3 protein-coding genes are annotated in these 3,336 nt (G+C 30.9%); 2 read left to right on the top strand and 1 reads right to left on the bottom strand.

From position 1 onward, the window contains the following. A partial coding sequence (locus tag QNK89_RS09660; protein ID WP_340170816.1) for a TonB-dependent receptor occupies nt 1-931 on the top strand: 931 nt, incomplete at its 5' end. Between the two features lie 235 nt (nt 932-1,166). Then, a complete protein-coding gene (locus QNK89_RS09665; protein WP_340170817.1) occupies nt 1,167-2,438 on the top strand; it encodes an aminotransferase class I/II-fold pyridoxal phosphate-dependent enzyme in 1,272 nt (423 codons plus the stop codon). Between the two features lie 309 nt (nt 2,439-2,747). Here QNK89_RS09665 and QNK89_RS09670 read toward each other — a convergent pair. Further along, the coding region (locus QNK89_RS09670) for a UDP-2,3-diacylglucosamine diphosphatase (protein ID WP_340170819.1) at nt 2,748-3,336 on the bottom strand (589 nt) is incomplete at its 5' end.

A 3,336-nucleotide genomic window follows, 5' to 3' on the forward strand; every position in this document is an offset into this window, starting at 1 on the left:
TTATAAAGCTTCAGATAATTTTAGAATTAGAGCTTCTTTTAACACTGGTTTTAGAGCTCCTTCTTTACACCAATTAAACTTTAACTCTACGTCTACTATTTTTCAAGACGGAGTTCCTGTAGAAGTAGGTACGTTTGCAAATGATAGTAAAGCTGCACAATTATTAGGAATTCCTCAATTAAAAGAAGAAACGTCTAATAGTTTTAGTGCTGGTTTTACAGCAAAATTACCAGAATCTAACTTAACCTTTACTGTAGACGGTTATTTAGTAAATATTGCTGATAGAGTTGTATATACAGGTCAATTTAAAGGACCAGGTACAGGTTCTGAATTAGATGTATTATTAATTCAAGCAAACGCTTCTGCAGCATCTTTCTTTGCAAATGCAATAGATACGCAGTCTAAAGGAATTGATTTTGTAGTTTCACACAAAGCAACTTTAGGAACAAATACAAGGTTAAAGACTGATTTATCAGGAACGTTTTCTCAGACAAGACAAGTAGGAGATATTAATTCTTCTAAAATCTTAGAAGATGCAGGTTTAGTAGATACTTATTTTCCTGAAACTAGTAGAATCTTTTTAGAAGAAGCAGTACCAAGAACTAAAATGAACTTAACCAATAGTCTAACTTCTGGAAAATTTAATGTTTTCTTAAGAAATGTATACTTTGGTAAAGTATCTGAAGCAACGAACACTCCTGCAAATCAGCAAGTTTTTGCTTCTAAGATTGTTACAGATTTATCGCTTGGTTACAAAGCTACAGAGGATTTAACGTTTACAGTAGGAGCGAACAACTTATTAGATGTTGCGCCAGATAGAGCTATTGAAGCGAACCGTAGTGGTGGACGTTTTGATTGGTCTAGAAGATCTCAACAATTTGGTGTTGGTGGTCGTTTCTTATTCGCAAGAGTAAGTTTTACCTTAAAGTAAATTCTTTTATTTTTTAGAAAAAGCGGCATAAAGCCGCTTTTTTTTGTGCTTAAAAATTAGTATTTTTATAACTGTAAAATGGGTGTTAAATACACCTAGTCCCCTATCTATAACCATTTGCCCCTTGCTTAAAATCTGATTTAAATTACTTTTGTGGCATCATAGGAATACTATTTATGGTATTCTCTATTTTCATAGCCTTTCATGTTTTAATAAAACTCAATACTATATAATTATGATCAATCAAAATATCTTATCATTAAAACAATCTTCTACACTCTTAATTAATGAAAAAGTAAAGGAATTAAGAGCAAAAGGACAGGAAGTTAGTCATTTTGGGTTTGGGCAATCTCCCTTTCCAATTCATGCCAGTATTGTTGCTGCATTGAAAGAAAATGCCGAAAACAACCACTATTTGCCTGTTGCAGGTTTAGAGAAATTAAGAGAAGAGATAGTGCTATTTTTAAAAAAGCACCAAAACATTAAGACAACAAAAGAGTCTGTATTTATAGGACCCGGAAGTAAAGAGTTGTTGTATCAATCCATTTTAATCTTTGATGCCGAGTTTTTAATACCAAAAGGAAGTTGGGTTAGTTACATTCCTCAAATACAATCTAAAGGTGGTGTATATCATATTTTAGAAACTAATTTCGAAAACGATTTTAAATTGACACCAGAAATTTTAGATACTTTCTTTAAGTGTGAAGTGGTTAAAAAACAAACTGTTTTAATTTTAAATTCACAAAACAACCCTTCAGGAGCCGTTTACACAAAAGAAGAATACAAAGCATTAGCCATTGCGTGTAGAAAATATAATGTGGTCGTTTTTTCTGATGAAATTTATTCTCAAATTAACTTTTCGGAAAGCTATTCCCCAAGTATTTCAGCATACTATCCTGAAAAAACAATTGTGTTTGGAGGTTTAAGCAAGGTCTTTTCTGCAGGTGGATATCGATTAGGTTACATGATGTTGCCCAACGAGCTGCAAGCGCTTCAAAATGTCTATAAATCCCTTTTCAGCGAAACATTTAGCTGTGTTTCTTCCCCTATACAATTTGCTGCTATAAAAGCTTTTGAATACCATATCGATTTGCAAAATTATGTGGCAACTAGTGCTGTTATTTTAAAAAATATTTCAGAATTTATTTTTAAAGAACTTTCGGAAGTAAGGATTGAATGCACAAAATCTGAAGGAGCTTTTTATATGTTAATTGGATTTAACTTGCACAAAGCTGCTATTTTAAAATTAGGAATTTCTAGTAGTTTTGATTTGGCAAATTATGTTTTAGAAAATTATAATTTTGCAATGCTGCCAGGTGTAGATTTTGGTTTTAAAAAAGAGGAGTTGTTTTTTAGAATTGCTTTTGTAGACTTTAATGGTGAAAAGGTTATGGATGCTTATAGCCATGATAAAAATATTGAGACTATTTTTATCAAAGAAAATGCTCCTAATGTGTTTTTTGGTGTAGAAAAAATAAAAACTTTTATTTCCGATTTAAATAGTTAAGTTTTCAATTTTTTAATAAAAATAAATGGAACTATTACTAGATATAAACCGCTAGAAACAATAGAATTTATTAATATAATAAGAGCTGATTTTGTTACGTGTGTTGAAATTTAGTGTAAGAAGTATTCTTTTTTACTTTTAGATTACAGATGAAGTGAAACCACAAAATTACTTTAAAAATCAACCAAATGAATTCTGAAAGAACCTCTGATGATTGATACTTTATTCAGTACTTCACATATTTAATTTTGTAAACCTGAAATATTTTAACGCTGGAGATAAAAATTTGAGAATAGTTTCCTTAAAAAGTTAGTATTTTTTTAAATGAAGCTGGTTTTCATTAAATACACCATACGTGAAGTATTGTATCCAATCACCTAAATTTATATAGGTAGAATTTTCTTGTAGTTTAATTTCTAAAGGAAGGTGTCTATGACCAAAAACAAAATAATCATAGTGTTTAGACGCTAATTTTCTTTTGCAGTATTGCACCAACCACTCCTCTTCTTCGCCTAAAAACTTGGCATCTTCATCACCAGAAATTAATTTATTTTTTACAGACATGTATTGTCCAAGTTTTACACCAACATCTGGGTGTAGCCATCTAAATAGCCATTTAAAGAAAGGAAACGTAAATACTTTCTTCATGCGTTTATATCCCTTGTCCTCAGGTCCTAGACCATCTCCATGGCCAATAAGCATTTTTTTATTATTGATACAAAATTCTTGTGGCGCATGATATACAGGAATATTTAACTCTTTTTCAAAATAGTCATTCATCCATAAATCATGATTACCAACAAAGAAATAAATAGGAATACCTGCATCTTTAAGTTCTGCTAGTTTTCCTAAGACTCGAACAAAACCTTTAGGAACTACAGTTTTATACTCAAACCAA

Source organism: Lacinutrix sp., from assembly GCF_037625555.1.
Lineage (GTDB): Bacteria > Bacteroidota > Bacteroidia > Flavobacteriales > Flavobacteriaceae > Lacinutrix.